We start from the raw sequence: 4,538 nt of genomic DNA on the forward strand, positions 1-4,538 counted from the left end.
TTATTTTTCTCATATCATGAAAATATCTGTTATTCTGGATTTTATTTCTATCATATTGATAAACCTCGTAAAATAGAGAGATTTTATTTTTATCTGCTGAAAGTCGGTATACTTTGTGTAGCGGGGCTATGTAAAGTATTGCAGGATATAAATAAGATTTCTTGAATAAAAATGTAGTGCTTATAACACAAAAAACCTCGCAGGAGCGAGGGGTTTTGTGTTATAAAGTTTGTTTATTTAGGATAAGTATGAAAATTATACTCTCAATCCTTTTTACTTGTTGCTTTATATTTGCAGGTTTTCTGATGGTTGAGAGTTCGGATAAGAATGTTTTAAAAGATCCTGCAATGCTTAAACGCCTGAACGAAATGGATAAAATGGATAATGAAGATAAAACACACATCGTTAAAGTAATCGACGCTTTTATCAAATCCATTAAGCTAAAAGATATTGCTGCTTTTTAAATAAAAACAAATCCCTCACAAAGCGAGGGATTTGTTTTTAGAAGTTATTTATTGTTTTTAGGGAATCTATTACATTTCTATTGTAATCATCTAAAGAAATTTTTTCATCCTTATAATTATACTTTTTTTCTATAATTTTTTTATTTGGACAATAAAATGACATTTTTATATTATCTAGAAGAAACAGACTATTTGATTGTTTTATAAATATTTCATATTCAAATTTACAACCTTGACCTTTATCTCCAATAAGACTATAGCCATCTTTTTCAGACTTCAAGAATTCGCCTCCCTCCCAAGCTGGACTTATCTCATTAGAAACTATATTTGAATAGACCTTATAAATAGTACTTCTAGACCCATCATTTTTTATAAAAACTAATAATCTATCATTTACTTCTTTAGAATAACACTCACTGAAATTTTTCGTCATTGGAATCGAAGTAAAAGGATTTAAAATAGCAATAGTATCTGTAACACCATCATTATTAAAATCATAAGGTATAAAGCTTCCTACTTCATAAAAATTGGAAATTAATATTCCAAATTTCTTATAATATCCTTTTGCTAAATCTTCACAATAGCTAGATTTAGGGTGAGAATACGATGATTTCAGAGTGTCATTTTTAACTTTATTATTAGGCAACGGTGTCACACCTTTTTTCGTACACGAAACAGTTAAAATAAGCAAAAAAGAAACGAGCAAATTTTTAATATTCATAATATCATTTTTTTAATCTCCAGAAAATACTCATTCCAGCTGATGAAGTACCTTGTAATTGAAAAGGTCTTTTTGAATTTCCTACACCTGTCCATCTACTCGTTGTATAGCACCAAGACCCACATTTCCCATTTGCAGGATTTATAGATGAAGAATTAAATACAGTGTTTAACGACCAATTAGGATTCACTTTATTATAATTTTCTTGAGCATTACCAATAAATTTTCCTAGTACATTTGAGCCAATAGAAATATAATTATACTCTTTAAACTTATTATGATCCATCCCTTTTTTGAGGAAATCTTTACCATCCCAAAGAACCGCTCCGCCTGTAGGATCTTTCCCTGCTGTTAACACATTAATGATTGCTGATCTTGCTCCATTTGCCGCATCACTGCCATTCCCTGTTGATAAAGGTGTACTCCTGTCTGAGGATGATGTTGTTGAATAATTACCATCAGTAAGCATTTGGTATAAACCTTCATTTCCTCTATAATTAACATCTTTATCTCCAACTGCATTATTTGCAACGTGAGCAAGCATTAAGCTTTCTGTAGCATCTCCAGAAGATTCCGCTTTAATAACATTTGACATAATTTGAAACTGTGAATGTGTAGTATTAAGTTCTTTAGCATTACTGAAGCTACCATTCGAATTTCTACTGTCGGCAACGTATACCTTGTTATCATTTTTACCGTCGCTTCCTAAGTATTTTCCTAATTTATTGTAATAATCTCCGACAGGTTCCATACCTGTTGGATCGGTATAAATAATAGGATTATTGAACGTATAAACATACGGCGACCAGCTCGGCATCTTCTCCGCGAGTGGATCCACTACACCCCATCTCTCAATGTCAGGCATATAAAATCTTGCGCCATAGTCGTACATTCCTGTTTCAGTCTGTAGCTCCTTCCCATTGTATTTGTAATTGTACAATACCACATAATAGGTCTTGCGATATTGTAGCGATTAAAAAATTACTTTACAGAATTTAGATTATAGGTAATTTCTAGTTCGGAATTCCATTCTATAAACTTATTTGAAAAAGTAATAACTTTACCATTAATAGTTGCCGAATTATTTTTTTTAGATTCCTGAACCCATTTAGTAGAAATACCTTTAAATAAAGGTTTATCTGTTTTCCATTCTATTGAATCATAGAGACAAACTAAGCCGGAGAAAACACCTATACTATATTTGTTTACATTAGAATCATTTATATATCCAAGTAACCCATTTTTAGGAACATCTTTAATAGTTACTAAGTTATCAGATTTCGTTATCATAATTCCCACTAACTCTGATTTACCTTTTGTTTTTTCTTTAAATTCCGTCTTAAACTGTTTTATTAAATAAAAGATATTATCATTCTCCCTATCTAATTTTGACGAAGAACACGATGTCAATAAAGTTAGTAATGATATAATATTAATAATTTGAAACTTCTTCATAATTTGTTTTATTATATTTATATGCTTTATTTGATCTAGGATCATAAACATGTCGGTTGATTTCTTGTCCTTTTGAATTTGTTGGATAATTTACGGCACCTCTAGCATCACCTTCAAGAACTTTATTTATATTTCCTGTTTCACGACTATACCCTGACGGTGGTGAGTATCCACTTGTATGGCTATGGTCAATATCTGTAACAGTTCCGACTTTATTATCTTCTAAAGATTTTGCAAAATCAGATGCAGGAACTTCACCACGTTCTCTTTTTGATATTAAAATTGAAGCATCTCCTACATCAGTATCAGTTAGATTAATTTTAGCAAATTCGTTATAAGAATGTTTGGCAACAGATTTAAATGCTTCTTTAGCCTTGTCATGATCTCTAATAATTAAAGTCTGAGTTCTTCCACTTTTTTCTAATTTAGCATCATTTCCAATATTTACTCTCTCACCAGTTTCATTACCTTTTCGATCCACTAATACGATAACATCTTCTCCTTTTTTTTCTATTTGCTTTATATCTCCATTTGGACTAACCCTAAACTCATCATCGTTTTCTATTGCCATTCTCCCATCAGGGTCAATAAATCTGATTGGATTATTGAAAGCATAGTTGTAGGGACTATGACGAGTCATCTTCTCTGCCAGTGGATCAACAACTCCCCACCTTCCAATATCGGGCATATAAAATCTTGCACCGTAATCATACATCCCTGTTTCCTGTATTTCTTTACCGTTGTATTTGTAGTTATAATAACTCCCCAGATAACCTTTATATTCTGTTCCGATATGATTTAATCCAAACGGATAATAATCATTTGTATCTGTAATTTCCACAGAGCCATCTGTTTTTTTTGCAAAGCTTATCCTTGTATTTCCTAAATGATCCCGGTATTGGTAAATATAACGATTTTCGGCATAACTGTAAAAACCTTCAGCGGTTATCACAAAGTCAAGAAGAAATGCTGGTCCTAAAGGAGGTTTTGGATTTAGAGGATCTACTGGCTCCAATATAATAGGATCCTTCGCAACATAAGCATCCCGTTCATAAGCTACCTCCGTCCTGCAAAACGGACACGGTGCTGCTAACTGTGTCTGGTTGTAGTGAAAACCATCCAGATAGTCAGTGATCTTAACTGTACTGCTTCCTCCTCTTCCCGGTACAGTGGCATATTTTTTTCTGAGCTTTGTTCCATCTGCACGATATAAATAATCTAAATTATAAACTCCAGTAACCAGATTATTTGATTGATAAATTGACATTGTATTAGGCAAATTCAAATGGTTATAGGTAATTCCTTGAATACCTTTATCCCACATGCTTACCATATTTCCGTTACTGTCATAAGGTATGGTATTATTACCGCCTTCGTATCCTGTATCGTTCAACGCATTTTCTATAATTTGATTAAGACGGTTGCCCGTATACTGATAATCCAGATCATCAACCATTAAAGCCGTTGGTGCACCTAGTCCCAAAAGACCAAACCTTTTAAGTGTTTTTATATTACCGTTAAGATCATAGGTTAAATGCTCATTATAATTATTGCTGTAAGGATTAGTTTGTTCAGGATCGGTATATACAGCATCCTTCAATCTATTTAGTCCATCATAAGAATAGGTATATCTCTTCAAATTGTTTACAACAGATGTGTTCCAGTCTATTTCCGCAATATTACCATTATATCTTCCCGTGGCAATACCGGTATATACAGGATTTTCATATTTAACCTTATAACCGAAAAAATCTCCTCCTAAAGTAACCGGATCGTTAATCTGCGTCATCCAACCCCGGATATTGTATTTGTAATCCATCTGCTGCAATGGTGAGCTTGCACTTACTCCGCCTACCTTTTTGCTTTCCAGCTGTGAGAGTTCGTTGTATTTATTCTGC

Annotated in this window: 5 protein-coding genes; 1 reads left to right on the plus strand and 4 read right to left on the minus strand. The window is 32.8% G+C overall.

Translation table 11 applies throughout. From position 1 onward, the window contains the following. The first annotated feature begins 248 nt into the window (after positions 1 to 248). Positions 249 to 464, plus strand: coding sequence for a hypothetical protein (locus OF897_RS12355; protein ID WP_267265997.1), 216 nt, complete (start codon positions 249 to 251; stop codon positions 462 to 464). A 37-nt stretch (positions 465 to 501) separates the two neighbouring features. Here the strand turns inward: OF897_RS12355 and OF897_RS12360 are convergent, their stop codons facing one another. The 4 genes from OF897_RS12360 to OF897_RS12375 form a co-directional block, all read right to left on the minus strand. Continuing rightward, the gene (locus tag OF897_RS12360; protein WP_267265998.1) at positions 502 to 1,185 is read right to left on the minus strand and encodes a hypothetical protein; all 684 of its coding nucleotides are present in this window, start codon (positions 1,183 to 1,185) and stop codon (positions 502 to 504) included. Positions 1,186 to 1,189: 4 nt separating this feature from the next. Beyond that, positions 1,190 to 2,131, minus strand: a complete 942-nt coding sequence (locus tag OF897_RS21690; RefSeq protein WP_407648321.1) for an RHS repeat-associated core domain-containing protein — start codon at positions 2,129 to 2,131, stop codon at positions 1,190 to 1,192. A 35-nt stretch (positions 2,132 to 2,166) separates the two neighbouring features. Next, positions 2,167 to 2,640 carry a hypothetical protein gene (locus tag OF897_RS12370; protein WP_267265999.1) on the minus strand — a complete coding sequence of 158 codons (474 nt, stop codon included), beginning with the start codon at positions 2,638 to 2,640 and terminating at the stop codon, positions 2,167 to 2,169. Beyond that, positions 2,618 to 4,538: RHS repeat-associated core domain-containing protein (locus OF897_RS12375; protein ID WP_267266000.1), on the minus strand; the 1,921-nt coding region annotated here is incomplete at its 5' end. The genes OF897_RS12370 and OF897_RS12375, both read right to left, overlap by 23 nt.

Source organism: Chryseobacterium formosum, from assembly GCF_026460885.1.
Classification (GTDB): Bacteria; Bacteroidota; Bacteroidia; order Flavobacteriales; family Weeksellaceae; genus Chryseobacterium; species Chryseobacterium formosus.